Annotated in this window: 27 protein-coding genes and 1 tRNA gene; 23 read left to right on the top strand and 5 right to left on the bottom strand. The window is 56.5% G+C overall.

Translation table 11 applies throughout. From position 1 onward, the window contains the following. Position 1: 1 nt before the first annotated feature. From aroQ to H8699_RS06005, 6 genes are all read left to right on the top strand, one after another. Positions 2-451 carry a type II 3-dehydroquinate dehydratase gene (aroQ, locus tag H8699_RS06030; protein WP_249285113.1) on the top strand — a complete coding sequence of 150 codons (450 nt, stop codon included), beginning with the start codon at positions 2-4 and terminating at the stop codon, positions 449-451. 2 nt (positions 452-453) lie between these two features. Next, positions 454-1,293, top strand: a complete 840-nt coding sequence (locus H8699_RS06025; protein ID WP_249284899.1) for a prephenate dehydrogenase — start codon at positions 454-456, stop codon at positions 1,291-1,293. Positions 1,294-1,313: 20 nt separating this feature from the next. Next, on the top strand, positions 1,314-2,072 hold the full coding sequence (locus tag H8699_RS06020; RefSeq protein WP_249284898.1) for an NAD-dependent protein deacylase: 759 nt from the start codon (positions 1,314-1,316) through the stop codon (positions 2,070-2,072). Beyond that, positions 2,069-2,515 (top strand): GatB/YqeY domain-containing protein, encoded by a 447-nt coding sequence (locus tag H8699_RS06015; RefSeq protein WP_249284897.1) that lies wholly within the window; start codon positions 2,069-2,071, stop codon positions 2,513-2,515. Before H8699_RS06020 ends, H8699_RS06015 begins: the two co-directional genes overlap by 4 nt. 139 nt (positions 2,516-2,654) lie before the next feature. Further along, positions 2,655-3,620, top strand: a complete 966-nt coding sequence (locus tag H8699_RS06010; protein WP_249284896.1) for a uroporphyrinogen decarboxylase family protein — start codon at positions 2,655-2,657, stop codon at positions 3,618-3,620. Positions 3,621-3,650: 30 nt separating this feature from the next. Next, positions 3,651-4,460, top strand: a complete 810-nt coding sequence (locus H8699_RS06005; RefSeq protein ID WP_249284895.1) for an SDR family NAD(P)-dependent oxidoreductase — start codon at positions 3,651-3,653, stop codon at positions 4,458-4,460. Positions 4,461-4,561: 101 nt separating this feature from the next. Here the strand turns inward: H8699_RS06005 and H8699_RS06000 are convergent, their stop codons facing one another. Further along, positions 4,562-4,957, bottom strand: a complete 396-nt coding sequence (locus tag H8699_RS06000) for a hypothetical protein (protein WP_249284894.1) — start codon at positions 4,955-4,957, stop codon at positions 4,562-4,564. 254 nt (positions 4,958-5,211) lie between these two features. Between H8699_RS06000 and H8699_RS05995 the strand changes: the two genes are divergently transcribed. Further along, complete coding sequence (locus tag H8699_RS05995) at positions 5,212-6,660, top strand: hypothetical protein (protein WP_249284893.1); 1,449 nt, start codon at positions 5,212-5,214, stop codon at positions 6,658-6,660. Positions 6,661-6,817: 157 nt separating this feature from the next. Here the strand turns inward: H8699_RS05995 and H8699_RS05990 are convergent. Then, positions 6,818-6,894 (bottom strand) — tRNA-Pro (locus H8699_RS05990). 145 nt (positions 6,895-7,039) lie between these two features. Here H8699_RS05990 and H8699_RS05985 point away from each other — a divergent pair. Together H8699_RS05985 and H8699_RS05980 are read left to right on the top strand one after the other, a co-directional pair. Beyond that, positions 7,040-7,522, top strand: a complete 483-nt coding sequence (locus H8699_RS05985) for an amidase domain-containing protein (protein ID WP_249284892.1) — start codon at positions 7,040-7,042, stop codon at positions 7,520-7,522. Between the two features lie 194 nt (positions 7,523-7,716). Beyond that, positions 7,717-9,117, top strand: a complete 1,401-nt coding sequence (locus H8699_RS05980; RefSeq protein ID WP_249284891.1) for an alanine/glycine:cation symporter family protein — start codon at positions 7,717-7,719, stop codon at positions 9,115-9,117. 132 nt (positions 9,118-9,249) lie between these two features. On the opposite strand, the gene groL is transcribed toward H8699_RS05980, so the two are convergent. Both groL and H8699_RS05970 read right to left on the bottom strand, forming a co-directional pair. Then, positions 9,250-10,881, bottom strand: coding sequence for a chaperonin GroEL (gene groL, locus H8699_RS05975; RefSeq protein ID WP_249284890.1), 1,632 nt, complete (start codon positions 10,879-10,881; stop codon positions 9,250-9,252). A 36-nt stretch (positions 10,882-10,917) separates the two neighbouring features. Continuing rightward, positions 10,918-11,202 carry a co-chaperone GroES gene (locus H8699_RS05970; RefSeq protein WP_138296042.1) on the bottom strand — a complete coding sequence of 95 codons (285 nt, stop codon included), beginning with the start codon at positions 11,200-11,202 and terminating at the stop codon, positions 10,918-10,920. A gap of 343 nt (positions 11,203-11,545) precedes the next feature. On the opposite strand from H8699_RS05970, the gene H8699_RS05965 reads away from it, so the two are divergent. Beyond that, positions 11,546-12,217: a deoxycytidylate deaminase gene (locus H8699_RS05965; RefSeq protein WP_138296041.1), complete on the top strand. Its 672-nt coding sequence runs from the start codon at positions 11,546-11,548 to the stop codon at positions 12,215-12,217. 73 nt (positions 12,218-12,290) lie between these two features. Here the strand turns inward: H8699_RS05965 and H8699_RS05960 are convergent, their stop codons facing one another. Continuing rightward, positions 12,291-13,064: a DUF6062 family protein gene (locus H8699_RS05960; protein ID WP_249284889.1), complete on the bottom strand. Its 774-nt coding sequence runs from the start codon at positions 13,062-13,064 to the stop codon at positions 12,291-12,293. A 135-nt stretch (positions 13,065-13,199) separates the two neighbouring features. On the opposite strand from H8699_RS05960, the gene H8699_RS05955 reads away from it, so the two are divergent. From H8699_RS05955 to H8699_RS05895, 13 genes are all read left to right on the top strand, one after another. Then, complete coding sequence (locus H8699_RS05955) at positions 13,200-14,147, top strand: SPOR domain-containing protein (RefSeq protein WP_249284888.1); 948 nt, start codon at positions 13,200-13,202, stop codon at positions 14,145-14,147. A 32-nt stretch (positions 14,148-14,179) separates the two neighbouring features. Further along, on the top strand, positions 14,180-14,536 hold the full coding sequence (locus H8699_RS05950; protein WP_138296038.1) for a DRTGG domain-containing protein: 357 nt from the start codon (positions 14,180-14,182) through the stop codon (positions 14,534-14,536). Positions 14,537-14,571: 35 nt separating this feature from the next. Further along, positions 14,572-14,976, top strand: coding sequence for an ATP-binding protein (locus H8699_RS05945; protein WP_138296181.1), 405 nt, complete (start codon positions 14,572-14,574; stop codon positions 14,974-14,976). 48 nt (positions 14,977-15,024) lie between these two features. Further along, positions 15,025-16,341 (top strand): [Fe-Fe] hydrogenase large subunit C-terminal domain-containing protein, encoded by a 1,317-nt coding sequence (locus H8699_RS05940; RefSeq protein ID WP_249284887.1) that lies wholly within the window; start codon positions 15,025-15,027, stop codon positions 16,339-16,341. A gap of 14 nt (positions 16,342-16,355) precedes the next feature. Further along, positions 16,356-17,300 (top strand): nucleoside hydrolase, encoded by a 945-nt coding sequence (locus H8699_RS05935; protein WP_249284886.1) that lies wholly within the window; start codon positions 16,356-16,358, stop codon positions 17,298-17,300. Between the two features lie 41 nt (positions 17,301-17,341). Next, positions 17,342-17,695, top strand: coding sequence for an AraC family transcriptional regulator (locus H8699_RS05930; RefSeq protein ID WP_249284885.1), 354 nt, complete (start codon positions 17,342-17,344; stop codon positions 17,693-17,695). A gap of 5 nt (positions 17,696-17,700) precedes the next feature. Next, positions 17,701-18,414, top strand: a complete 714-nt coding sequence (locus tag H8699_RS05925) for a hypothetical protein (protein WP_249284884.1) — start codon at positions 17,701-17,703, stop codon at positions 18,412-18,414. 159 nt (positions 18,415-18,573) lie between these two features. Further along, positions 18,574-19,053 carry an NADH-quinone oxidoreductase subunit NuoE gene (gene nuoE / locus H8699_RS05920; protein WP_138296033.1) on the top strand — a complete coding sequence of 160 codons (480 nt, stop codon included), beginning with the start codon at positions 18,574-18,576 and terminating at the stop codon, positions 19,051-19,053. Between the two features lie 15 nt (positions 19,054-19,068). Beyond that, positions 19,069-19,626 (top strand): ATP-binding protein, encoded by a 558-nt coding sequence (locus tag H8699_RS05915; RefSeq protein WP_249284883.1) that lies wholly within the window; start codon positions 19,069-19,071, stop codon positions 19,624-19,626. Next, on the top strand, positions 19,623-19,997 hold the full coding sequence (locus H8699_RS05910) for a (2Fe-2S) ferredoxin domain-containing protein (RefSeq protein ID WP_138296031.1): 375 nt from the start codon (positions 19,623-19,625) through the stop codon (positions 19,995-19,997). Before H8699_RS05915 ends, H8699_RS05910 begins: the two co-directional genes overlap by 4 nt. A gap of 45 nt (positions 19,998-20,042) precedes the next feature. Continuing rightward, on the top strand, positions 20,043-21,836 hold the full coding sequence (gene nuoF, locus H8699_RS05905; protein WP_249284882.1) for an NADH-quinone oxidoreductase subunit NuoF: 1,794 nt from the start codon (positions 20,043-20,045) through the stop codon (positions 21,834-21,836). 29 nt (positions 21,837-21,865) lie between these two features. Further along, positions 21,866-23,608 carry an NADH-dependent [FeFe] hydrogenase, group A6 gene (locus tag H8699_RS05900; protein ID WP_138296029.1) on the top strand — a complete coding sequence of 581 codons (1,743 nt, stop codon included), beginning with the start codon at positions 21,866-21,868 and terminating at the stop codon, positions 23,606-23,608. A 187-nt stretch (positions 23,609-23,795) separates the two neighbouring features. Next, positions 23,796-25,760 carry a DNA gyrase/topoisomerase IV subunit B gene (locus tag H8699_RS05895; RefSeq protein WP_249284881.1) on the top strand — a complete coding sequence of 655 codons (1,965 nt, stop codon included), beginning with the start codon at positions 23,796-23,798 and terminating at the stop codon, positions 25,758-25,760. Position 25,761 lies beyond the last annotated feature (1 nt).

Here is a 25,761-nt window from a genome sequence, read left to right as displayed (position 1 = left end):
GATGAAGATTATGGTGATCAACGGGCCCAATATGAACATGCTGGGCATCCGCGAGAAGAACGTGTACGGTACCGCCGGGTACGATCAGGTCTGCGCGTATATCAAAGAGCAGGGGGCGCTTCGCGGCTGCCAAGTAGAGTGCTTCCAGAGCAATTCGGAAGGCGCGATCATCGACCAGATCCATCGGGCCTGTTTTGAGGGCTATGATGGGATCGTCATCAATCCCGGGGCCTATACGCACTATAGCTATGCGATCCACGATGCCATCAAGGCCTCCCAGCTGCCGGCGGTGGAGATCCACCTGTCCAATGTTCACGCGCGGGAGGAGTTTAGGCACCGCTCAGTCACCGCGCCGGCCTGTATCGGCCAGCTGTGCGGCTTTGGCGCGTATGGCTATGTGCTGGCGATGGAGGCGCTTTGCGCGCACCTTAAGGAAAAGGAGCAGATGTAGCCATGAAGATAACCATCGTAGGCCTGGGCGTGGTGGGCGGTTCTATGGCCATGGCGCTTGCCCAAAGCGGTAAGCACCGCATCTACGGGGTGGATGTGGATGCGGCGACGCTGGATAAGGCGCGGGAAATGGGGATCATAGAAAAAGAGCAGCTCTCCTTGCCCGAAAAGTTAGGAGATTCAGAACTAGTCATCCTCTCGATCTACCCGCGGGATATCGCCGCATTTATGCAGCGCCACGGCGGCTGCTTTAAGCCTGGCACAGTGGTTACGGATGTGGCGGGCATCAAGGGCCGGTATATCGATCGCATCCAGGCGGCGCTGCCCGAGGGGGTAGATTTTGTCTTTGGCCACCCCATGGCTGGACGGGAAAAAAGAGGGATCGATTTTGCCACTGCCGCTGTCTTTAAAGGCGCAAACTATATCCTGACCCCCACGCCCCGCAACCGGGAGGAAAGCCTCTGCCTGGTAGAGGCGCTGGCGCGGGAGATGGGGTGCAAGCGCGTGCGCCGCATCACGCCCGCCTTTCACGATGAGATCATCGCCTTTACCTCCCAGCTTACCCACGCCATTAGCGTGGCGCTGGTCAATAGCGATATCGAGGGGCGGGATACCGGCAGCTTTATCGGCGATAGCTATCGGGATCTGACGCGCATCGCCAACATCAATCCCGATCTTTGGAGCGAACTTTTCCTGGGAAATAAAGAGCATTTGCTAGGCGCTATCGAGAATTTTGAGGCGCAGCTGGATATTATAAAGGAGGCCGTGCGCCAGGACGACGGGGAGGCGCTGCGGGCCTGCTTTGAAAAATCATCCAGGCGCAGGCAGAATTTGGACGTGTAAAAGGAACGGAGGCGGGGATCGTGGACGAGGCGATCAAAGAATTACGCGAACAGATCATGGCCAGCCGGTCGATCGTTTTTTTCGGCGGCGCCGGCGTATCTACGGAAAGCGGCATTCCGGATTTTCGTAGTACCGATGGGTTGTACCATCAAAAGTATGCGTTCCCGCCCGAGGAGATCCTCAGCCACCATTACTTTATGGCCCAGCCGGAGGGGTTTTTCCGCTTTTACCGGGATAAGATGCTCTATCTTGAGGCTAAGCCTAACCCAGCGCACCAGGCTCTGGCGCAGCTGGAGAAAATGGGCCGGCTGAAGGCTGTGATCACGCAGAATATCGACGGCCTACACCAGGCCGCAGGCAGCCAAAACGTGCTGGAGCTGCACGGCTCGGTCCACCGTAACCATTGCATGGCCTGCGGCCGCGCCTACGGCGTGGAGGCGATACTGGCTGCGGAAGGCGTGCCGCGCTGCAGCTGCGGCGGCATTATCAAGCCGGATGTGGTGCTCTATGAGGAGGCGCTGGATGAAAGGGTGCTGGATGCCGCCGTGGCGGCTATTGCCAACGCGGACCTGCTGATCGTAGGCGGCACATCGCTCAGCGTTTATCCGGCGGCGGGGCTGATCGACTATTTTACCGGCAGGTGTCTTGCGGTAATCAATCGCCAGAAGTTGGGCCGCTCGCGCGGGCAGCTGGAGATATGCGGCGCCATTGGCGCGGTATTCGCGGCGCTGAACGTGGATAAAATGGAAGTAGGATCAGAAGGAGGAAGTTTAACATGAGTAAAACAGAAGCCGTACAAAAGGCGATGATGCAGGCGCTAAAGGATAAGGACGCAGCGCGCAAGGAGACGCTTTCCCTGCTGCTCAGCGCGCTTAAAGCCAAGGCCAAGGATAAGCGCGAGCCGCTCACCGCCATGGAAGAGGATACCATCGTTTTAAAGGAGATCAAGCAGACCGAGGAGACCATGACAACGGCGCCGGATAGCCGGACCGATATCATCGAAAAATGCAAGGCACGCATCGCCGTGCTTCGGGAATTTGCCCCGCAGATGATGGGCGAGGCGGAGATCGACAGCGTGATCGACACCGTGCTGCAGGAGTTGGAGATCGAGCAGCCCACCGGCAAGCAAAAGGGACTGATCATGAAAAATCTGATGCCCCGGGTGAAGGGCAAGGCGGATAGTGCGCTGGTCAATCAGCTGCTGTCCAAGCGCATGGTGTAAATTTCTCGGAGTAACGCTTAAAAGGGGACGGCTTAAGCCGTCCTCTTTTTACTTTGTGTATCTAATTGTTTTAGATTGTGCTTGGCCAGATAAAAGCCTATAATAGGAAATAGCTAAAATAATTTAGGGGGGTATAAAAATGAACAAAAAGGAGCGGACCCTGCGCGCCATGGCAGGGTCGCCTGTAGACCGGGTGCCGGTGGGATTTTACACCCACTTTTCGGCCGAGGATGACGCGGCCGTCGCTGGCCAGGTGGACTGGTGCAAACGTACGGATATGGATGTACTGTGCGTTGAGACCGATGGGTTGATGGGCTTTTTCAGCGATACGGCGCTGCACACCGTGCAGGATTGGAAGGGGATACGCCCACACGGACCAGAATCCGCTTATATGCAACGCCATCTTTACCGGGCGGGGAAGATCGCCGAGGCGATGCAGGATGGCGCAGCGGTCTATTATATGCTTTTTACGCCCTTTTCGACCATCAAGCATACCTTCGGCGGCGAAACGCATGTGATGGATCTGTGGCGCGAGGATAAAGGTGCGGTGCAGACGGCCATGCAGGTGATCCAAGAGGATAATTTTACGCTTTCCAGGCTGCTCAAAGAAAAGACGGGGATCGATGGCCTGTTTGTTTCGCTGCAAAACTGCGAGGTGGACCGCTTTACGCCGCAGGAGTATGTGGAGGCGTTAAAGCCCTGGGATATCCGGCTTTTAGATTACGTCAACAGCCTGTATGAGCATAATATCGTCCATATGTGTTCCTGGGTGGGGACGCCCAACTTCATCGACCTGTGGCAGGACTATCCGTACGAGACCGTGAACTGGGGCACCTTTATCGAAAAAGACCTGCAACTGGCCCAGGGCAGGGCGTTTTTCAAGCCTGGCACCACGCTGATGGGCGGGTTTGATAACCGGCCGGGCAAAATTTTGCAGTGTGCAACGCCGGAGCAGGTCAAAACCTATACCAAGGAGTTGATCGCCTCCGCTGGGGCGGAACGGCTTATTTTATGCGCGGATTGTTCCGTGCAGCAGGATACGCCGGATGCGAATATCCGCGCGGTAGTAGAAGGCGCGCAGGAGTACGCACAGGGCGACAGATAGATAGGGATTTATATTTAAGGGGGAGTTAAAATGGACGTAGCGAAGAATTTGCAGCAGATGTTTTCTCTGGAGGGCAAGGTCGTTCTCTTTACCGGGGCGGCGGGCGGCATTGGCCGGGAGCTTTGCAAGGGCCTGGCGCGGGCCGGGGCGGCGGTCGCCCTGTGCGATATCAGCAGGGACGGCCTGGCGGCCTTGGAGGAGGAGATCCGCGGCGAGGGCGGCAGCGCCTCATCCCACATCATGGATGTTTCGGACAAGGACAGTATTTCTGCCTGTGTGGATCAGATCGGCGAACAGTATGGCCATATCGACGTGCTGGTCAACTGTGCGGGCATCAATAAGCGGGAAGGGCTTTTGGATGTGGAGGAAGAGACTTATGACCGCATCATGGAGATCAATCTTAAGGGCGTATTCCGCGTTTCCCGCGCCGTCGCGCCCTATATGATGGCACAAAAAAACGGCAGCATAATCAATATAGGCTCGCACAATACCGGCAGCGTGTTGGGCGGCTGCTCGGTCTACGCGGCGACCAAGAGCGGCATCGTCGCCCTGACGCGCAGCATGTCCGTAGAATGGGCTAAGTATAATATCCGGGCCAACTGCATCAGCCCCGGCCATATCCTTACGCCCCTGACCACGGTCACGTGGGAGCACCCGCAGCGCGCAGCCTACCTGCGTGAGCGCATCGCCATGCGCCGCCCGGGCAATCCGGAGGAGATCGTTGGGTTATGCGTGCTGCTAGCCAGCGATGCCTCTGGGTACATCACCGGCTCTGAGTACCGGATTGACGGCGGCTGCTTGAGCGGCGGAAGCCCGTGGCCTTATGATACGAAATATTAATGTGTAAAAAGAAACGAGAAAGGAGACCAAACGGGGCGGGATCCATGATCCCGCCACAATTTTAGCCATACGGTAAAGATAAATGATAAAAGATCTGTGTCTTAGCGCGGGAAAAAGGGTTTGGTCGAGTAGGTAAAGCCTTCCTCTCGGGATAAGGCGACCAGCATGTATTCGAACAGGCGCACGACCAGCGAGCGGTATGGCGCCGGCAGTGCGAGCAGCTGCTGGAGGTTGCAGGTGAATAAATGAGTTGCCAGGTTGTGCGCAAGAGCGGATTCATCAGCTAATGGTGCATCTGTGCTGAAGATATTGAAGCTGAAGCCATCTTTTTGCCCTTCCGGCGTTACGAGCGAGGCGGCGTTGCATTCCTCTTCAAAACGGTTGAGGGAGGAGGCGGAGATATCGATCTCAATGCTGAAATTATCCTGAGTGCGTTCGGTCCGATGGTGGAATTTTATGATTTGTGCAGCCAGTGTGTCTTCGTGAACAGTATTCATGTGCGTCCCCCTTTTCAATTGTAGAATTGTGTTGTCGTCATCTTTTCCGATTTGTGCTATATTTATGATAATGTTTTTATGGACGTGTGGCAATCCCATCGATGGTTCTGTCATGGACATTATTCTGCCATCTTTCGTGGCAATATTACAAACAGGGGGATATTATGGTTTTTGCTGACAAACTTACTTTCTTACTTAATATTACAAGCACGACCAATGTTCAACTGGCACATGGGGTCAGAATTGACCCGTCTATGGTAAGCAAATTGCGCCATGGCGTGCGGGGAGCCCCCAAGAATATAGAGAATATGCGCTCGGTGGCGCGTTATTTCGCAAAAAAGTGTTATGGCGAGTATCAGCGCGCGGCCTTATCGGAGACCATGGGTATATCCCAGACGACGCTGGATGGCAAAGACCTGGAAGGAGTCATTTTCAAGTGGCTGACCGCTCAGGGCGGCGCCCAGGGCGAGCGTGCGCAGCGTGCTGGCACACAAACCGATAGCGAGGAGGCAGACCTATGGCCTATTCCGCAAAATCTACCCGGGGTTCAGGCAAAAGGCAAGATGGTCGATACATACTTTTTCAACGCAGGCAAACGCCAGGCCATCCGGCATCTGTGGCAGGTGGCAATGCAGCAAAACGGAGGGACAGTCTGCGTCTTTTCTGACGAAAATCTGAAGTGGTTTTATGAGGAACCCGGCTTTTTGGACGAGTGCATGGAGATGGCCCGCACCCTGGCCGACCATGGCTATGATATCCGGCATGTATCCATCGCGCAAGGCGAGATGCACAGCGCCATAGCTGCTATGAGTTTTATGGTTCCGGCTTATATGTATGGCATGTTAGAGACGTATTACTATCCCCGCCTGCGGGATAACCTCCATAAACGCACACTGATCCTGGTGCCTGGGCAGGCGGCGGTATTCTCGGGGTCGATTGGCCAGCAGGAAGAGGCTGGCATCACCTTTTTGATGACCGATCAGGAGCTAATTAGCTTTATGGAGCAGGATTTTGAAAGGGTCTGGCGGCTTTGCCATCCCCTTTCAAAGGCCTATACGATCGAATCCTGGTGCGAACAGAGATTAAAGGCCCCGTGGGACGATAATACTGACCTGAGCGATTGCATGCAGGTCAATTCTGATCTGTCTTTCGTCACGGTGCCGTTGGAATTGTTAGAATTTATTCCGGCGGGGGATCAACGCCGGTCAACGACGGAACGAATCATCGCGCTGCAAAGTAGCTACTTTGAAAATCGCCTGGCAAAGCAGTACCGGTTTGTCGATATCATCAATCTCGCGGCATTGGAAGACATCGTAGCGGGAAGGGTTTTAATGCCCTTTTCCTATATGGGCGACGGGGAAGCGCTGCCCTATACGCCGCAAGCCTATCGGACGCACTTAAGGCGTATTGTGTCGTTACTCAAGCGCTACTCTAGCTACATGGTGGTGATGGCGCAGGATGTAGGCATGCAGAACATGTCCGTATTTGTGGAAAAAAACGTGCACGCTCTGATCATGAAGCGGGAGCTGCCGCTTACCATCTATGAGATACAGGAGCAAAACATGGCCATGTGCTTTTGGGAGTATCTATCTACAAAGACCAAGTCACTTCGGTTGAAAAGCGCGACAAGGCAAAACAGCATCGATCGCCTGGAAGAAAAGATCGCTCAAATCGATTGTTACCTGGAAGAGCATAGCGGATAACCGGCGCGCGTTGTAGGGATAAACAAAGACAGCGTATAGGATCGGTAATAAGCAAAAAAGAGGCCGGATGAGCATTCCGGCCTCTTTATCCTTTAAGAGTCAATCGCACGCTATAAATAAAAGAAAAATCGGAGTAAAGCGAACTTTGCTCCGACTCTGGTCTGGGTGAGAGGATTCGAACCTCCGGCCTCTTGAACCCCATTCAAGCACGCTACCAAACTGCGCCACACCCAGAAATACTCTCGCCCGCAAGGCGAGTGCTCTATTATGATAACACCGGGCCCATAATTTGTCAACGGGATAATGGAAAAAAGGCCACCACTCATGCACCTTTTTTACCGCAGGACCGTAGATATAGAGGGAAAAGGAGGGCGATGCCATGCAAGAACTAGCCTATCGCCGCCAAGATGCGGTGGCCTACGCCAGAACATGGGCATTTAAGCGCAACCCGGCCTATCTTGATTTTGAAAACCTGGGGGGAGATTGTACCAACTATGCCTCCCAATGTCTGTACGCGGGCAGCGGCGTCATGAATCCTACCAAAACATTTGGCTGGTATTATTACAGCGCGGGGCAGCGCACGGCCTCTTGGACGGGCGTGCAGTACCTGTATAATTTTCTCATTGGCAATCAGGGGATCGGGCCCTATGCGCAGCTTGCCCAGCGGGACGAGGTGCAGATCGGAGATATCGTGCAGCTGGGAGATGAGAGCGGGCACTTTTATCATTCGCCGGTTATCGTTGGGCTTGCGGATGGCGAAGTTTATGTGGCCGCACACTCCTATGACGCCTATATGCGGCCGCTAAGCAGTTATAATTTTGCACAGGCGCGCTTTTTACATATCCTGGGCGTGCGCCACTAAATGATAAAGGGCTGCTGTATAGATGCGCGGAGGACAATTTACTTCCCGTAGCTGACCCGACACTTTCAAGGCTAAGAATCATAGGATAACCCCTTTCTGTTCTTTACGGATGCCTGTCCAGCGATTATAATATATTTTAAGCCCCGGGCGGAGGAGAGACCGTGCGGGGCAAAATATTGCGCGGGAGACGGGGTATGAACGAAGTTTTAACGCAGATCAACGATTTTATGTACACCTATGTGCTGATCATCCTCCTGGTAGGAGTGGGCGTCTATTTTACGGTCCGCACGAGGGGTGCGCAGGTCCGGCTTTTAAAAGACGGGATCAAATCCTTGATGGAGAAGGACGGCGGTCCGGAAAAGGGCGAAAAAAAGGTGTCCTCCTTCCAGGCGCTGATGATCTCTACAGCCTCGCGCGTGGGCACGGGGAATATCGCGGGCATCGCCACGGCGATTGCCGCCGGCGGCCCGGGGGCAGTATTCTGGATGTGGCTGATGGCTGTTATCGGCGGCGCGTCGGCTTTTATCGAGAGCACGCTGGCACAGATCTATAAAGTAAAGGAAAACGGCCAGTTCAGGGGCGGCCCTTCGTATTATATGGAGCGGGCGCTGGGCAAGCGGTGGTTGGGCATTTTGTTTTCCATCCTGCTGATCCTGTGCTTTGCTTACGGTTTTAACGGGTTGCAGTCCTATAACATGTCCTCGGCGCTGGCCTATTACATCCCTGACTACTCGCAGACGATTTTCCCGCTGGTGGTGGGGCTGCTCCTGGCAGTCGCAACGGGTTTGGTGATTTGGGGCGGCGTGCACCGGATCGGCTTTATCACTTCGGTACTGGTGCCGGTCATGGCCACGGCGTACATTCTGATCGGATTGATCACCATGGCGCTGCACATTACCGAATTGCCGGCGGTATTAGAGCTCATCCTCCAAAACGCCTTTGATTTTAACGCCATCGCGGGCGGTTTGGCGGGCAGCGCGGTGGTCATCGGTATCAAGCGAGGCCTGTTCTCCAATGAGGCAGGCATGGGCAGCGCGCCCAACGCTTCTGCGTCGGCGGATGTCAGCCATCCGGTCAAGCAGGGCCTGGTTCAGGTGATCTCCGTATTTATCGATACGCTGCTGATCTGCTCCAGCACCGCGATGATGTTGCTGGTTTCGGGTGTGGAGGGGGTAAGCGGCGTGCTGGATGGTATCCCTTACGTGCAGGCTGCTATCAGCGCCAATGTAGGGGAATGGGGCATCCATTTTATCACCTTTTCCATTTTTGCCTTTGCTTTCAGCAGTCTGGTGGGGAATTATTATTATGCAGAGTCCAATATTCTGTTTATCAAGAACAACAAAAAACTGTTATTTGCCTTTAGGTTGACCTGCGTGCTGGCGATATTTTTAGGCGCCCAGGCGGATTTTGCCCTGGTATGGAACCTGGCCGATATTACCATGGGCTTTATGGCGATCGTCAATATTATCGTGATCTTCTTGCTGGGCAAGGTGGCACTAAAGGCGCTGGATCATTACGAACAGCAAAGGCGGCTGGGACGTCCTCTTACTTTTAGGGGAGAGGATATTGGCATCAAGGATACGGTGTGGAAGTAGTGGTGGGCCTTTTAGGACCGCTGAATAAAAGGAGAAGCCGGACGAGAGCGGTAAATGGCAAATGGTAAGATAAGAAAAAGGCTTTGCCCATTTAAGGGCAAAGCCTTTTTTATTGATTGCTTTATGCTCGGCTTAATACATCGGAGGCATGCCGGCGCCGGCGCCAGCCGGGGCGGCCGGTTCGGGAGCGGGGATGTCCGCCACCAGAGACTCGGTGGTCAGCACCATCGCGGCAACGCTGGCCGCGTTCTGCAGGGCAGAACGGGTGACCTTCGTGGGATCCAGAATGCCCTTGGCCACCATATCGCCATACTCGTCGCGGGCCGCATCGTAGCCATAGCCTACCGCGCCGTTGCTCTTGATGTTCTCAACGATGACAGAGCCTTCCAGGCCGGCGTTGGCTGCGATCTGGCGTACGGGCTCTTCCAACGCGCGCAGGATGATCTGCATGCCGGTCTTCTCATCGCCGGAGGCATCCTTGATCAGGGCAGCCACAGCGGGGATAGCGTTGATCAGCACGGTGCCGCCGCCCGGGACGATACCCTCTTCCACGGCAGCGCGGGTCGCGTTGAGTGCGTCCTCAATGCGCAGCTTGCGCTCTTTCATCTCAATCTCGGTGGCAGCGCCGACCTGGATCACGGCTACGCCGCCGGCCAGCTTCGCCAGACGCTCCTGGAGCTTCTCGCGGTCATAATCCGAGGTGGTTTCCTCGATCTGCGCGCGGATGGAGGAGACGCGGGCCTTGATCTCGGAAGGATCGCCAGCGCCCTCTACGATGGTGGTGTTGTCCTTATCCACCTTGACCTGACGGGCCTGGCCCAGCATGTCGATGGTGGTCTCTTTCAGATCCATGCCCAGCTCGTCAGAAATGACCTGACCGCCGGTGAGGATCGCGATATCCTGCAGCATAGCCTTACGGCGATCGCCAAAGCCGGGGGCCTTGACCGCAACGCAGGTGAAGGTGCCGCGCAGCTTGTTCATGACCAGGGTCGCCAGCGCTTCGCCCTCGATATCCTCGGCGATGATCAGCAGTTTGCGGCTCTGCTGCACCACCTGCTCAAGCACGGGGAGAATCTCCTGAATATTGCTGATCTTCTTCTCGGTGATCAGGATCAGCGGATTATCCAGATTCGCTTCCATCTTGTCGGTATCCGTTACCATGTAAGCGGAGGTATAGCCGCGATCGAACTGCATACCTTCCACGATGTTCAGCTCGGTCTTCATGGTCTTGGACTCTTCAACGGTGATAACGCCGTCGTTGCCCACTTTTTCCATCGCGTCGCTGATCAGCTCGCCGATCATCTCATCGGCAGAGGAGACGGTAGCAACCTGGGCAATGGCCTGCTTGCCCTCGATGGGCTTGCTCACGGCCTTGATGGCCTCTACAGCGGCCTGGGTGGCCTTGCTGATGCCCTTTTGCAGCACCATGGGGTTGGCGCCCGCGGCGATGTTTTTGATGCCCTCATGAATGATGGCCTGAGCCAACACAGTGGCGGTGGTGGTACCGTCGCCAGCGATGTCGTTGGTCTTGGTGGATACTTCTTTTACCAGCTGGGCGCCCATATTCTCAAAGGGATCTTCCAGCTCGATCTCCTTGGCGATGGTCACGCCGTCATTGGTGATGAGGGGAGCGCCGAACTTTTTATCCAGCACCACGTTGCGGCCCTTGGGACCCAGGGTGATCTTTACCGTATCGCTCAGCTGATTGACGCCTTTTTCAAGGGCACGGCGCGCGTCTTCGCCGTAAATGATCTGTTTCGCCATTGATAGTTCCTCCTTTTATCGGTAAGCCTTCTTGATTTATTCAACCACAGCCAGGATATCGCTCTGACGGATGATGACGTACTCCGTATCGTCCAGCTTCACATCGTTGCCGGCGTACTTGGAGTAGATCACCTTCTGGCCTTCTTTCACTTGCATAACGACGTCCTTGCCGTCCACAACGCCGCCGGGACCCACGGCCACTACCTCGGCCATCTGGGGCTTTTCCTTCGCGGTGCCCGGCAATACGATGCCGCTCTGCGTGGTCTCTTCCGTTTCCACAGCCTTGAGAACAACTTTGTCAAACAACGGTTTGATAGTCATGTTCTTTCCTCCTTATAATGTAATCCGTTTATTGTTTTTTCCTGTTAGCACTCATCTTGGTTGAGTGCTAATCACAACTCTTATTATCGCCAAAACGTTGAAAAGAGGCAACCGGAAACATTTGTTAAATTTACCAATCAAATTCGATTTTCGGGCAAAATCGGCGGTTATATCGAATAAATCCATCAATCTCTCCGTTTTGCTTTGAAATTCAGATAAATAAAGTTTTTCAGGGAAAACCTTTACAGGCGCAACCGCATGCTGTAAAATAACTTTATGATGGATAAAGCTATATACAAATGGCGCTACAAATCAAATAATTTGCGACTGGGGGGGACGGAGATTGGATAAGTGGGATCATCGCTTTATCAAGCTTTTGGGGCCGATTTCGGAATGGTCGAGCTGCTATCAAGAAAATCGGAAGATGGGTGCGATCATCGTGCGGGACCGGCGCATCATTACCACCGGTTATAACGGCGCGCCTGCGGGCATCAAGTCCTGTGTGGAGCGGGGGGAGTGCCTGCGCCGGAAGATGGGGATCGCCTCGGGTACCCGCCACGAGCTTTGCTATGCCATCCACGCCGAGCAGAACGCGCTGATCCAGGCGTCTAAGCTGGGCATCGCGGTGGATGGGGCCACGCTCTACTGTACACATCAGCCTTGCACCATCTGCGCTAAGCTGATTATCAACGCCGGCATCCGGCGTATCGTCTACCAAAATCCCTACCCCGATCCTTTTTCGGCGGAGATCCTGCGGGAGGCCGGTATCCTGGTGGAGCAGTACGGCGTTAACATCGATGAAGAAGGGCGGCCGGAATACGGCTTTGCCGGCGGTAAATCGCTGATCCTTTCCTCCACGGGCGAAACGGTTGCCTTTAAGACCAAGAGCCTGATGTTCCAGCATCTGTACGAGCAGGGCTATACGGTGGGCGAGATCGCGCGCCTGTGCGGGGCCAATTACTCCTTCGTCCATCAGGTCATCGCCCGCTACCGCCTGGAAAAACCGGTAGAATAAATGTTGTAAAGGAATGAAACCCCCTTCCCGACGAAAGCCGGGAAGGGGGTTTTGCTATAAGGCGATTCGACCGCTACTCTTTTTTATCCTCGGGGAAGGTCAGCCCGCGCACGCGGTTGATGGCGCGCGGCAGGGCGTCCCGCGCATTGCCAAAGGTTTTGCCCTGATTGCGGTAGTCGAACATGGTGGTAAAGGCATACAGCTCATCGGCGATCCGCTTGTCGTTCTCCCGCTGGGCGGCCAAAAGCTCGGTGATAAACGCCTTGGCCAGATCGGGCTTGAGGTGCTTGACCGCGTATTCCAGCGCGTCGGCCAGATGGGGACGGCACATGCCCTTGGACTGGGCAAAGGCCTTGCGAAATTCCGCCTCGTGTTCATACATATACATCAACGTATAAAAATAGCGATCCATCAGGCTGTCCAGCCGCTCGCAGATGATGCAGCTCTGGGTGCGCGCGCGGATGGTTTGGGCCGCCTGGGCAATAGTCTGGGCGGTCTTCTCATCGGTCTTGGCGGGGCGGAAGAGCTTTTTGCCGGACGGCGCCCCGTTTAGCGCTGCCTCGATCTTTGCAAAGCCTTCCTGGGCGACTTCGTTGGCCTCCAACATATTGGTATGGGTCATGAGCGCCAGCCCCAACCGGTTTTTCTGTGCGTAAAGCTGGTGCAGGTGTTCCTGGCAAAAGCCCTTGGTGTTGACTTCGATGCGGGTATCCGGCTCCATGACCGAGCCCCCTAGAAAGGAATCGATAAAATCCAGCTCGCATTTGCGGCGGATCAGACACATGGGGCACTCGCAGTCGGCCTTATAGGCATCCCAAACCGGGATGGTATCGATATGATATTTCATATATACATCCCCCTTAATAAGCCCTATTATAACGGGCGGGCAGACAATATGCAAAGCATTTTACGGGCGCTGAACATATGGGTTATAACGCGGCCATATAATACCTAAGATTGTGATGGAGAGGATGAGGAAATAATGAGCCGCTATCAACCCAGCCGAAACCGCAGGCGGCAGCCATACCGCGGGCGTGCCGCAGCAGCCTACCGGGCCAGGGACGCAGGCGGCGGTACGGGCACGGCCAAACGCCTGATCCCGCTGATTATTGCAGTGATCCTGATCGTGGTGTACATCGTCAGCGCCGGGTCCATCGGCAATTGGTTGGCGCAAAGCGTTGTAGCCCCGATCGTGGCCCATTTTAGCGGAGCAGAAGCGGATGCGACGGATCAGGCCCAGCTTACCCCCGCGCAACCGACCCAAGCCGCAGCTACGCCCAGCCCGGAGGGGGAGGATGGGCGCAAGACCAGCCCGGTAGAGGTGCCGGCTATGACGCTGTACCTTTTGCAGGCCGGCACATTTGCCGACGAGGGCAACGCCACGCTGTTGGCTGACCAGCTGCGCAACCAGGGCGGGGCGGGCTTTGTCTCTCCCGACGAGCAGAATCATCGGGTATTTATCGGCGCCTATGCTACCAAAGAGGCCGCAGAGCAGGTGATGGCGCAAAGCCGGGAGCAGGGTGTCGACGCGGTGGTCTATACGCTGGCGCTGCCCAAGCTCAAACTGAACATTACGGCCCAGGAAACGCAGCTGGACTTGATCGGGGAGGCGTATATCCTCTGGCAGGACGGCATGGAAAAGATGGGCGCCTGGGTTGCTCAGCCCGAAAGCAGCATTGAGCAGGCTCCGGCGCTGCGGGAGGCATTTTTGCAAATGCAGGAAAAGCTGCAAAACGGGCTGGGCGAGGAGGCCTCTCAAAAGGTCTTTTCTCTGCTGCTCTCGGTCTTTACCCAGTTTACCGATGGGCTGGAAGAAATAACTACCCAAAATGCTGCGCAGGGTATGGCAGTTTCCCAGACAATACATTATAATTATATCAAAAGCGCATACAGCTGGCGGCAGTATTTACAGGATATTGGCGCAATGTAGCGATTCTACGCGAGAAAAAGGGGTGGGCGGATTTGACGATTCAGGACGTAGTCGATTTGTTGGATGCCAGGGTGCTTTGTGGAGAACATCTGGTAGATCAGACGGTACTTTCGGCCTGCGGCGCGGATTTGATGAGCGACGTGCTGGCCTATGTCAAGGAGAAAAGCGTGCTTTTAACGGGGTTGATCAATCCCCACGTGGTGCGCACGGCCGAGATGCTGGACGTGTTGGTCATCGTCTTTGTGCGGGGCAAGCTGCCCACGCAGGAGATTTTGGATATGGCCATGGAACGGGATATCGTGGTGCTGACCACGCCGGATACACTATATGTCGCCTGCGGCCTGCTCTATCAAAGCGGCCTGCCGGGCAGCGAACGGATGAAGGGGTGAGATACGTGCAGCACGAGCATGAAGCGGCCACCTTTATGGAAGCCTTTCCGGTAGAGGCCCGCAATTTTGTGACGGCGGGAGAAGCCTCCAGCCGCATCAAACGTACCCTTAAGCAGTTGGGGATCAATTCAGAGATCGTACGCAAGGTCTCCATCGCCGCCTACGAGGCGGAACTGAACCTGGTGATCCATTCGCTGGGAGGCGAGCTGGTCTTTGCGGTGGATGAGCACGGCGCCCACCTGACCAGTAAAGACGTGGGCCCGGGCATTGAAAATGTGGACCTGGCCATGAGCGAGGGCTTTTCAACAGCTCCGGAGAGCGTGCGCCAGTTGGGCTTTGGCGCCGGTATGGGCCTGCCGAATATGAAGCGCTGCGCCGACCATTTCAGCATCAGCTCCAGCCCCGCGGGGACGGAGATCAGCATGAGCTTTCTATTCTAGTTGCAAAAGAATTTAACAATACAGATAGATGAAGGGGGAAAGGTGTCAATGCCGGCTTTCGAACACTACAGCCATTCCGTCACGCTGGACCGGGACAAGTGCAAGGGTTGCACCAATTGCATCAAGCGCTGCCCCACCGAGGCCATCCGCGTGCGGGATGGTAAAGCGATGATTATCGAGCAGCGGTGCATCGATTGCGGGGAGTGCATCCGCGTTTGTCCTTACCACGCCAAGGTGGCCCGCACCGATCCGCTGGCCACGATCAACCGCTTTAAACATAGGATTGCGCTGCCCGCGCCCACGCTGTACGGGCAGTTTAAAAAGTTACACAGTATCGACCGCATCCTCTGGGGTTTAAAAAACATCGGCTTTGACGCGGTGTTTGAGGTGGCGCTGGGGGCCGATGTGGTCTCTTATTATACCAAAAAGCTGATGGCGGAGGGGAAGCAGCTTAAAAAGCCGTTGATCTCTTCGGCCTGCCCGGCCGTTGTGCGGCTGATCCAAGTACGCTTTCCCGAGCTGTTGGAGCATATTATCGATATTCAGTCGCCCATGGAGGTGGCCGCGCGCATCGCCAAGGATCAATACTGCGAGCAGACCGGAGCCGACCCCAAAGATGTGGGCGTATTCTTCATCACCCCCTGCGCGGCGAAGATGACCAGCATCCGCGCGCCGCTGAGCGTGGAAAAGAGCGCGGTAGATGGGGCGATTTCGATTCTGGAGATGTATGGGCTGCTCTCCAGCCAACTCAGCCGCCCGGAGGCGGATGACGAGGTACCCCAGCAAAAGGCCTCCTTCCTGGGGGTGAGCTGGGCCAACGCTGGGGGCGAATCCATCGCTTCCGGGTGCGAGGCTACGCTGGCGGTTGACGGCGTGGATAACGTGATCCGGGTTCTGGAAGAGATCGAGAACGGGAATTTGAACGACCTGGATTTTTTTGAGGCGCTGGCCTGCAACGGCGGCTGCGTGGGCGGCCCGCTGGTCTTTGAGAATGGATACGTGGCCAAAAACCGCATCCGCAAGCTGGCGGAAGGATTGGAACGCCGGGAGATGGATGCCAGCCTGATGGAGGAATACCTGCGGGAGTACGATATCCGCAGCGAAAAGCCCATCAAGCCCAAGGCGGTGATGCAGCTGGATGATAACCTGGCTGTGGCGCTGAAAAAGATGGAAATGATGGAAAAGCTGGCCAAAGAGCTGCCGGGGTTGGATTGCGGTTCCTGCGGCGCACCCAGCTGCCAGGCGCTGGCGGAGGATATCGTCCGTGGCCAGGCGGTGGAGATGGATTGCATCTTTAAGATGCGCGAAAAGGTCCAGTCGCTGGCGCAGCAGATGATCGACCTGTCCAATATGCAAAACCTGTAAAGGAGCGTACAGCGATGCAAGAAGCGATAACTTACCCTAGGATCGATGCGGCTACGCGCCTGGCGCGGCTGGAACGGCCCAGCGGCAGGGTCAAGGCCGTGCTGGATACCGATACTTTTAACGAGGTGGACGACCAGTACGCCCTCTCCTACGCGGTGCTTTCGCCGGAGAGGATCGACCTGCAGGCAGTGTATGCGGCCCCTTTTTCTAACCTGAAGGCGGCCACGCCCGATATCGGGATGGAAAAGAGCTACGCGGAGATCCTGCACGTGTTGGAACTGTTGGGCCGTGAAGATTTAAAGGCCCGGGCTTACCGCGGCTCGCGCGCCTATTTAAAAGACCTGCGCTACCCTGTGCCCTCGGACGCCGCCAAGGATCTGATCGCCCGGGTAGGGGCCCTGCCGGAGGGCGAGGTGCTCTATGTCGTGGCCATCGGCGCGTTGACCAATGTGGCCTCGGCCATCTTGATGGCGCCTGAGATTATTAAAAAGATGGTAGTGGTCTGGCTGGGCGGGAATGCGCCGGGCTGGCCGGATAACCTGGAGTTCAACTGCATGCAGGATACCCTCTCGGTCAGCGTGGTGTTCGATTGCGGCGTGCCCTTGGTGCAGCTGCCGGCCTGGGGCGTGACCAGCCACCTGCTGACCACGGAGCCGGAGCTGCGGCACTACCTCAAAGGCAAGAGCCCCTTAGGGGATTATCTTTACGAGATCACCTGCGGCCAGGCGGTATTCGAGGGCATGGGCAAGGTCTGGAGCAAGGAAATATGGGATATTGTGACCATTGCCTACCTGGTGGGGGATGAGGACTGGATCGATACGGCGCTGATCCACAGCCCCATCGTAACGGCGGAGCATACCTATGGCTACGACCCGCGCCGGCACCTGATCCGCCAGGCCCTTTACGTGCGGCGGGATAAGGTGTTTGAGGACCTGTTTGCTAAACTGACCCGGGTATAAGAATGTTATTGTAATTTGTATAAACGAAGGGTGGAAATGTTATGAAGTTGTGCGATGTAGTGGAATTGACGGATAGCCAGGTGCTGGTGGCCGGGGAGGACATGGAGCGGGAGATCACCTCGGGCCACGTGTGCGACCTGCTCAGTTTTGTGATGGCGCACGCCAAGGCCGGCGGCGCCTGGGTCACGGTGCAGACCCATCTGAACGTGATCGCGGTGGCGACGCTGCTGGATCTGGGGTGCGTGATCGTGCCCGAAGGGATTGCGGTGGAGGAGGTTTCCCTAGATAAGGCCAAAGACGAAGGCGTATGCGTGCTTTCCAGCCCCAAAACCGCCTTTGAACTGTGCGGCCTGCTCTACGAAGCCGAGTTGCGCGAAAACGCCGGGCAGGATTGATCTGTATGGAAAGCCTGGCAGTAGACCTGCACATCCATTCCTGCCTGTCGCCCTGTGCCGAGCGGGATATGACGCCCAACAACATCGCGGGCATGGCGATGTTAAAGCAGCTGGATATGATCGCCGTGACCGACCATAACCGGGCCAAGAACGCGCGCGCCGTGGCCCGCGCTGCCGAAGAATACGGCGTTCTGGTCCTTCCGGGTATGGAGGCCCAGTCCCGGGAGGATGTGCATCTGCTCTGCTATTTTCCGGACTTTGACCTGCTGGAGGAGTTTGACGATTGGCACTACCGGTTTTTGCCGGATATGCCCGCCATGCCCCAGCTGTTTGGCGAGCAGTGGCTCATGGACGAGGAGGACTGCCGCGTGGGGGACGAGCCGCGGCTGCTGCTCCAATCCACAACGCTGTCCATCGACGAGGTCTGCCAGAAGGTGCTGGAGATGGGCGGGGCTATGGTTCCGGCGCACGTCAACCGTCAGGCCAATAGTTTGCTTTACAACCTGGGCTTTATCCCGCCCGGGCTGCCGGTGACCACGCTGGAGGTCTCCCGCTTGGCTCCCTCGCCCGAGGGGATCGGGGGATACCGCACGATTTACTCTTCGGATGCGCACGATTTGGGCGCGATATTGGAGCGGGATAACTTTTTGCGCGTGCAGGAGCGCTCGGTTGCGGCCGTCATCCGCCGGTTGAAGGAAAAAAGCGGCAATATTGGTTAATTCGGCGGATTTTTTCGCGGAAAAAAGAAAAAAAAGATGCATCTTGTCGATGGTTATGATAGAATATAATGCGTCGATTATTGATAATTTTTTATCAATTTTTCGTGACGTCCCCTTCAGGGACAAGCGGGTGTATATGAATAAGGAGGGTTAAACGAGATGTCAAGCTGTGAGAACAAGGAACTGTATGAACAGCTCCAAGCCGTCATCGACCAGTATAAGGGGAAAGAAGGGCCCCTGATGCCGGTCATGCAGAAGGCACAGGATCTCTTTGGCTACCTGCCGATCGAAGTTCAGAACTTCATCGCCGAGGGGCTGGAGGTTCCGCTGTCTGACGTTTACGGCGTCGCCACTTTCTATGCCCAGTTCAGCCTGGAACCCAAGGGCGAGTACGCCATCGGCGTTTGCATGGGTACCGCGTGCTACGTTAAGGGCTCGCAAAAGGTGCTGGATGCCCTTTGCAAGGAACTGGATGTGCCCGTGGGCAAGACCACGCCCGATGGCAAGTTTACTTTGGAAGCTACGCGCTGCTTGGGCGCCTGCGGCCTGGCCCCCGTCATGATGATCAATGACGATGTGTACGGCCGGTTGACCGAGGACGATATCCCCGGCATCATCGCCAAGTACCGCACGAAATAAGGTCGTTAGATTAAGATGAAAGATTTATCCCTGCACATTTTGGATATTGCGCAAAACTCGGTGGTGGCCAATGCCAAGCTGGTGCAGATCCGCTTTACCGTCAGCCGTGCCCAGGATCTTTTGACCATTGAGGTGGAGGATAACGGCAAGGGTATGGACGAGGCGATGGTGGCGCGGGTGACCAGCCCATTTACCACGACGCGGACGACTCGCAAGGTCGGCCTGGGGATTCCGCTGTTTAAGGCTGGAGCCGAGCGCAGCGGCGGAAGTTTTTCCATCCGCTCGCAGGTCGGCGTGGGGACGGTCGTCCAGGCGACTTATCAGCTGAGCAATATCGACCGGCCGCCGATGGGGGACCTGGCCGGAACGGTTGTTTCGCTTGTGATGTGTAATCCGCTGATCGACTTTGTATTTGCCTATAAGGTAGATGGCGATGCTTTCGTGTTCGACACGCGGGAGATTCGCCAGCAGCTGGGCGGCGATGTGCCGCTGGAAACGCCGCAGGTCGTATCCTGGATGCAGGAATATTTGCAAGAAGGTATTGATTCACTAAACGGAGGTGTATTGGAATGAAGTCCATTAAGGAATTAGAAGAGATCCGCAAGCGCACGTTGGAACAGGTCAACATCCGTAAGGATCGCGAAGGCACGCGTATCGTCGTGGGCATGGCCACCTGCGGTATCGCCGCGGGCGCGCGCCCTGTGCTGCTCCAGTTTATGGAGGAGGTCAATAAGCGCCATCTGCAGGATGTGACGGTCTCCCAGACCGGCTGCATCGGCGTATGCCGCTTGGAGCCCATCGTTGAGGTCTATGCGCCCAACAACGAGAAAGTTACCTATGTGCACATGACGCCGGACAAGGTGGCGAAGGTGGTCAACGACCATATCGTCAACGGCCAGGTTGTGGAAGAGTACACCATCGGCTATGCCGAGGCAAATAAATAAACGACGCCCGCTTGGGGTTAGGAATTTTTGAGGAGGTTATCAGACATGGAGTTGTATCGCGCGCATGTTCTGGTTTGTGGAGGTACGGGGTGTACTTCTTCCGGGTCCCCGCGCCTGATTGAACTGTTTGAAGAGCAGATCGCCAAGGCCGGCTTGGATAAAGAGATCAAGGTTGTACGTACCGGTTGTTTCGGCCTGTGCGAAATGGGTCCGGTGGTTATCGTTTATCCTGAAGGGGCTTTTTATGCCCGCGTAAAAGAAGAGAATGTTGAAGAGATCGTGCAGGAGCACCTGGTCAAAGGCCGCATCGTGCAGCACCTGCTGCATCACGAAAGCGCCGGCGAACAGGTCGAAGTGTCCCTGAACGAGATCGAATTCTATAAAAAGCAAAAGCGCGTAGCGCTGCGCAACTGCGGCGTGATCGATCCTGAAAAGATCGAAGAGTATATCGCCTTTGACGGTTACCGCGCGCTGGCCAAGGCTTTGACGGAGATGACCCAGCAGGAGGTTATCGACGAGATTTTGAAATCCGGTCTGCGCGGCCGCGGCGGCGCGGGCTTCCCCACGGGGCGCAAGTGGCAGTTTACCCACGATGCGGTGGGCGATAAGAAGTATGTAGCCTGTAACGCCGACGAGGGCGACCCGGGCGCGTTCATGGATCGTTCGGTGCTGGAGGGCGATCCCCACGCAGTGCTGGAGGCTATGGCCATTGCCGGCTATGCTGTCGGGGCGGATCAGGGCTATATCTACTGCCGCGCGGAGTACCCCATCGCGGTTAAGCGTTTGGAGATCGCCATCAGTCAGGCGCGGGCCATGGGCCTGCTGGGCGAGAACATCTTTGATACCGGCTTCAATTTCGATATCGAGGTGCGTCTGGGCGCCGGCGCGTTCGTCTGCGGCGAGGAGACGGCGCTGATGGCTTCTATCGAGGGCTTCCGCGGCGAGCCGCGTACCCGTCCGCCGTTCCCGGCTGTAAAGGGTCTGTTTGGCAAGCCCACGCTGCTCAATAACGTTGAGACCTATGCCAACGTAGCGCAGATCATCCTCAACGGCGCCGACTGGTTTGCCGCCATGGGGACGGAGCGCTCCAAGGGCACCAAGGTATTTGCGTTGGGCGGCAAGATCAACAACACCGGCCTGGTGGAGATCCCCATGGGCACGTCGCTGCGCGAGGTCATCTACGATATCGGCGGCGGTATCCCCAATGGCAAGAAATTCAAGGCGGCCCAGACGGGCGGCCCCTCCGGCGGCTGTATCCCTGCCAGCATGCTGGATATCAAGATCGACTATGATTCCCTGATCGAAGCGGGTTCGATGATGGGCTCCGGCGGTTTGATCGTTATGGACGAGGATAACTGCATGGTCGACATCGCGCGCTTCTTCTTGGACTTCACGGTGGACGAGTCCTGCGGTAAGTGCACGCCCTGCCGTATCGGTACCCGGCGCATGCTGGAGATCCTGGAGCGCATCGTCGAGGGTAAGGGCGAGGAAGGCGACATCGAGCGCCTGGAGCAGCTGGCCGAGAACATCAAGGCCACTGCGCTTTGCGGCCTGGGGCAGACGGCGCCCAACCCGGTGCTGTCCACCATCCGCCACTTCCGCGACGAGTACGAGGCGCATATCCGCGAGAAGCGCTGCCCGGCCGGCCATTGCCGCAAACTGCTGAACTACTCGATCGATCCTGAGAAGTGCCGCGGTTGCAGCCTGTGCGCCAAGTCCTGCCCGGCGGGCGCCATCACCGGTAAGGTGAAGGAGCCGTTCACCATTGATACGGCCAAGTGCATCAAGTGCGGCGCTTGTATCGAAAAATGCCCCTTCAAGGCGATCAGCCGTAAATAATCAAACTGTTTTGGGAGGGAAAGACAATAATGGATATGATCAATTTGACTATTGACGGCGTAAAAGTCCAGGTGCCTGCCGGCACCACGGTGCTCAATGCCGCCCGTCAGGCCAATATCAATATACCCACGCTGTGCTATTTGAAAGAGGTCAACGCCATCGGCGCTTGCCGTATCTGCATGGTGGATACCGGCGCGCGTGCACTGTCCGCCGCCTGTGTGATGCCGGTAGCCGAGGGCATGGTGGTGAAGACCAATACGCCCAAGGTGCGCGAGGCGCGCAAGATGAACCTGGAGCTTTTGCTCTCCAACCACGACCGCAACTGCCTGACCTGCGTGCGCAACCAGAACTGTGAGCTGCAGCGCCTGGCTGAGGAGATGGGCGTAAAGGAAATCCGCTTTGAGGGGAAACGCAACGAGTATCCCATTGACGATTTCTCGTCTCCGTCCATCGTGCGGGATGCCAATAAGTGCATTTTGTGCCGCCGCTGCGCCGCTGTCTGCCACAATGTGCAGAAGATCGGCGTGATCGGCGCTACCAACCGCGGCTTTGGCACGATCATCGAGCCGGCCTTCAACAAGAACATCGGCGAGGTGCCCTGCATCAACTGCGGGCAGTGTATCGCGGCCTGCCCGGTGGGCGCGCTGCGTGAGAAGGACGACACCGACCGCGTGTGGGAGGCCATTGCCGACCCGGATAAGCACGTCGTCGTGCAGCCGGCCCCGGCCGTGCGCGTTGCGCTGGGCGAGGAGTTCGGCATGCCCATGGGCACCCGCGTGACCGGCAAGATGGCCGCCGCGCTGCGCCGCCTGGGCTTTGATAAGGTGTTTGACACCAACTTTGGCGCGGACCTGACCATTATGGAAGAGGGCACCGAGCTGATCAACCGTTTGAAGAACGGCGGTAAGCTGCCGATGATTACCTCTTGCAGCCCGGGATGGATCAAGTACTGCGAGCACTTCTTCCCGGACTTCCTGGATAACCTGTCTAGCTGCAAGAGCCCCCACCAGATGCTGGGCGCCATCATCAAGAGCTACTATGCCAAGCAGAACAATATCGACCCGGCGAAGATCTTCACCGTTTCGGTCATGCCCTGCACGGCCAAGAAGTTTGAGCGCCAGCGCCCCGAGATGGAAGTGGAGGGCCACGAGGATGTGGATGCCGTCATCACCACCCGCGAGCTTGCGCGGATGATCAAAGAAGCCGGCATTGACTTTGTGAACCTGCCGGATGAGCAGTTTGACGAGGTGCTGGGCGATTCCACCGGCGCTGCGGCCATCTTCGGCGCCACCGGCGGCGTCATGGAAGCGGCTCTGCGTACCGTTTACGAGGTCGTGACCGGTAAAGAACTGGAGGATGTGGACTTCAAGGATGTCCGCGGTATCGCGGGCGTGAAGGAAGCCGAAGTGGATCTGGACGGCACGAAGGTGCGCGTAGCCGTTGCACATGGCACGGGCAACGCCAAAAAGCTGCTGGAAAAGGTCCGCGCTGGCGAGGCTGATTATCAGTTCATCGAGGTCATGGGCTGCCCCGGCGGCTGCGTGACCGGCGGCGGCCAGCCCATCGTTTCGGCCCGCGTGAAGATGGACGTGGACCCCAAAAAGGTGCGCGCCGCGGCAATCTACGATGAGGACGAGGCGATGACCATCCGCAAGAGCCACGAGAATCCCTCCATCAAAAAGCTGTATGAGGAGTTCCTGGGCGAGCCCAACAGCCATCTGGCCCATCAGCTGCTGCACACGCACTACGCTGCGCGTAAGAAATACATCTAAGCAGTAAAAGGGTTGATACAAAAGGAACGGTGAATTTCACCGTTCCTTTTTTTATGCTATTTTGGATTTGAACGTTAGAAGTTGCGAAATGCGGCGGGGTAGCTTATAATAATATCTTGTGGAATAAAAAGGGAAGGCCCACAGCATCTGGTGTTGCGGGCATTTTGGCTTAAAAGGAGACGGATTGATGGCTAGCGAGTATGGTTCCAGCGATATCCAAGTGTTGGAGGGCCTGGACGCGGTGCGGATGCGCCCGGGCATGTATATCGGCTCCACGGGTTCCCGGGGGCTGCACCACCTGCTCTGGGAGATCGTGGACAACGGCATTGACGAGGTGGCCAATGGCTTTGGCGATCTGGTCACTGTGACCCTGCATAAGGACGGCAGCGTAACGGTGACGGATAACGGCCGGGGCATCCCGGTGGATATCCATCCAAAGCTTGGGGTATCCGGCGTGCAGGTGGTCTTTACCCAACTGCATGCGGGCGGTAAATTTGATGCGCATAATTATAATTATTCTGGCGGGCTGCACGGCGTGGGCGCCTCGGTGGTCAATGCCCTTAGCGAGTGGTTGACCTGTGAAGTTTATAAAGATGGCTATATCTACCGCCAGGAGTTTGCCAGCGTGTATAACGAGAAGACCGGTAAGGTTTCTTCCGGCGTGCCCAAAGGCCCGCTGCAAAAGGTGGGTAATACCCGCAAGCGCGGCTCGGTCATCACTTATAAGCCAGACCCCAGGGTCTTTGAATCCACTCACTATAGCTTTGAGACCATCAGTCGCCGCCTGCGCGACCTGGCTTTTTTGAATAACAACCTGTGTATCCGCTTAACCGATGAGCGCGAGCGGGAGGATGGAGCTTATAAGCGGCGGGAGTATCACTTTAAAGGCGGCCTGTCGGACTTTGTGACCTATCTCAACCAGGATCGCACGCCGCTTTACCAGCCGCCCATCTTTCTGACCGGCAAGCGGGATAATATATATGTGGAGGCGGCCATTCAATATACGGACGCCTATTCGGACAACCTGTTCTCCTACGTCAATAACATCCCCACCACCGAGGGCGGCACCCATGAGACCGGCTTTAAAGCAGCCATTACACGGGTGTTTAACGAGTTTGCCCGCAAAAACGGCATTTTAAAGGAAAAAGACAATAACCTGACTGGGGACGACTTCCGCGAGGGCATGACGGCGGTGCTCTCAGTCAAAATGCAGAACATTCAGTTTGAGGGCCAGACCAAGACCAAGCTGGGCAACACTGAGGCGCGCCCGGCCGTGGAGGGCGTGATCGCCGAGCAGCTGACCCTGTATTTAGAGGATATCCGCAACCAGGCCGCGGCGAGCACGGTGCTGGAAAAAGCGGTGCAGGCGGCTCGGGTGCGGGAGGCGGCCCGGAAAGCCAAGGATATCGCCCGCAAGAAGAATAGTTTGGAGGGCGCGCCGCTGGTAGGCAAGCTGGCCAGCTGTATTGGCAAGGACCCAACGGTCAACGAATTGTTTATCGTAGAGGGCGATTCGGCCGGCGGCTCGGCCAAGCAGGGGCGCGACCGGCGCTTTCAGGCCATCTTACCGCTGCGGGGCAAGCCCCTTAACGCGGAGAAAAAGCGGCTGGATGAGGTGCTGGCCAACGACGAGTGCCGCACCATTATTACCGCCCTGGGTACCGGTATCGATGAGGACTTTGATATCAGTGCGCTGAAGTACGACAAGGTCATCATTTTGTCGGATGCGGATCAGGACGGCGCGCATATCCGCGCGATCCTGCTGACCTTCTTTTTCCGCTATATGCGCGAGCTGATCTCGCAGGGGCACGTGTATATCGGCATGCCGCCGCTTTACAAGGTAGCGCGGGGCAAGACCACGATCTACGCCTACAGCGATAAGGAGCTCAACGCCGCGATCCGCAAGGTGGGCAAGGGCTACACCCTGCAGCGGTATAAAGGCCTGGGGGAGATGAACCCCGAGCAGCTGTGGGACACCACCCTGAACCCCGAGCAGCGCACCATGGTGCGGGTGACTATTGACGATGCGGCCGAGGCCGACTGGCTGGTCACCACCCTGATGGGCGAAAAGGTGGAAAAACGCAAAATATACATTAGCGAGCACGCAGACTTTAATAAGGTCGATACGTTTGCCCAGCGGGAGGCGCGATAGA

The organism is Luoshenia tenuis (assembly GCF_014384745.1).
Classification (GTDB): Bacteria; Bacillota; Clostridia; order Christensenellales.
This window is presented reverse-complemented; position numbering and strand designations above follow the sequence as displayed.

Coding starts and splice junctions, on each gene's coding strand:
- aroQ (WP_249285113.1), top strand. CDS start 2: ATGAAGATTATGGTGATCAACGGGCCCAATATGAACATGCTGGGCATC.
- H8699_RS06025 (WP_249284899.1), top strand. CDS start 454: ATGAAGATAACCATCGTAGGCCTGGGCGTGGTGGGCGGTTCTATGGCC.
- H8699_RS06015 (WP_249284897.1), top strand. CDS start 2,069: ATGAGTAAAACAGAAGCCGTACAAAAGGCGATGATGCAGGCGCTAAAG.
- H8699_RS06010 (WP_249284896.1), top strand. CDS start 2,655: ATGAACAAAAAGGAGCGGACCCTGCGCGCCATGGCAGGGTCGCCTGTA.
- H8699_RS06005 (WP_249284895.1), top strand. CDS start 3,651: ATGGACGTAGCGAAGAATTTGCAGCAGATGTTTTCTCTGGAGGGCAAG.
- H8699_RS06000 (WP_249284894.1), bottom strand. CDS start 4,957: ATGAATACTGTTCACGAAGACACACTGGCTGCACAAATCATAAAATTC.
- H8699_RS05995 (WP_249284893.1), top strand. CDS start 5,212: ATGGTAAGCAAATTGCGCCATGGCGTGCGGGGAGCCCCCAAGAATATA.
- H8699_RS05985 (WP_249284892.1), top strand. CDS start 7,040: ATGCAAGAACTAGCCTATCGCCGCCAAGATGCGGTGGCCTACGCCAGA.
- H8699_RS05980 (WP_249284891.1), top strand. CDS start 7,717: ATGAACGAAGTTTTAACGCAGATCAACGATTTTATGTACACCTATGTG.
- groL (WP_249284890.1), bottom strand. CDS start 10,881: ATGGCGAAACAGATCATTTACGGCGAAGACGCGCGCCGTGCCCTTGAA.
- H8699_RS05970 (WP_138296042.1), bottom strand. CDS start 11,202: ATGACTATCAAACCGTTGTTTGACAAAGTTGTTCTCAAGGCTGTGGAA.
- H8699_RS05960 (WP_249284889.1), bottom strand. CDS start 13,064: ATGAAATATCATATCGATACCATCCCGGTTTGGGATGCCTATAAGGCC.
- H8699_RS05955 (WP_249284888.1), top strand. CDS start 13,200: ATGAGCCGCTATCAACCCAGCCGAAACCGCAGGCGGCAGCCATACCGC.
- H8699_RS05945 (WP_138296181.1), top strand. CDS start 14,572: ATGGAAGCCTTTCCGGTAGAGGCCCGCAATTTTGTGACGGCGGGAGAA.
- H8699_RS05940 (WP_249284887.1), top strand. CDS start 15,025: ATGCCGGCTTTCGAACACTACAGCCATTCCGTCACGCTGGACCGGGAC.
- H8699_RS05935 (WP_249284886.1), top strand. CDS start 16,356: ATGCAAGAAGCGATAACTTACCCTAGGATCGATGCGGCTACGCGCCTG.
- H8699_RS05930 (WP_249284885.1), top strand. CDS start 17,342: ATGAAGTTGTGCGATGTAGTGGAATTGACGGATAGCCAGGTGCTGGTG.
- H8699_RS05925 (WP_249284884.1), top strand. CDS start 17,701: ATGGAAAGCCTGGCAGTAGACCTGCACATCCATTCCTGCCTGTCGCCC.
- nuoE (WP_138296033.1), top strand. CDS start 18,574: ATGTCAAGCTGTGAGAACAAGGAACTGTATGAACAGCTCCAAGCCGTC.
- H8699_RS05915 (WP_249284883.1), top strand. CDS start 19,069: ATGAAAGATTTATCCCTGCACATTTTGGATATTGCGCAAAACTCGGTG.
- H8699_RS05910 (WP_138296031.1), top strand. CDS start 19,623: ATGAAGTCCATTAAGGAATTAGAAGAGATCCGCAAGCGCACGTTGGAA.
- nuoF (WP_249284882.1), top strand. CDS start 20,043: ATGGAGTTGTATCGCGCGCATGTTCTGGTTTGTGGAGGTACGGGGTGT.
- H8699_RS05900 (WP_138296029.1), top strand. CDS start 21,866: ATGGATATGATCAATTTGACTATTGACGGCGTAAAAGTCCAGGTGCCT.
- H8699_RS05895 (WP_249284881.1), top strand. CDS start 23,796: ATGGCTAGCGAGTATGGTTCCAGCGATATCCAAGTGTTGGAGGGCCTG.